Source organism: Variovorax sp. 01N429, from assembly GCF_056399425.1.
In genome coordinates, this window is record NZ_JBFTRG010000146.1 from 1 (window position 1) to 422 (window position 422).

At 72.7% G+C, this 422-nt stretch carries 1 protein-coding gene; it reads left to right on the forward strand.

All coding sequences use genetic code 11. The features are described 5' to 3' along the window. A partial coding sequence (locus AC1DSF_RS30990) for a hypothetical protein (RefSeq protein WP_478184141.1) occupies positions 1-422 on the forward strand: 422 nt, incomplete at both ends.

Here is a 422-nt window from a genome sequence, read left to right on the forward strand (position 1 = left end):
TCGCCGACCTGGCCGCGGTACTCCTGCCGTACCTCACCGAGTGGCTCGCCAAGACCGAGACGATCGAACGCAAGAACGACGACCCGTACGAACGCGCCGTCGACGCCCCGCAGATCATCGTCCCGTCCCCGGCCGGTATCGAGTACGTCCGCCTCCTCGGCCGCTCCACCCGGTTCCGCCGCACCGACGGCGAATACGCCGTCCACCCCGACGTCCCGCTCCTCGGACGCTGGTGCACCTACCTCGCCGAACGCGCCCGGACGCCCGGCTCGTCGCTGCTGCTCGCCATGACCGACCTGCTGGCCCGCACCTGGGCGACCGGCCAGAGCGACCTGGAGAACGGCGAACTCGCCGCACTCCTGGGCTGGATCGACCCGGACCCGGGCCGCACCGGCGCCGAGACCGCCCGCGAGGCGGAAGGC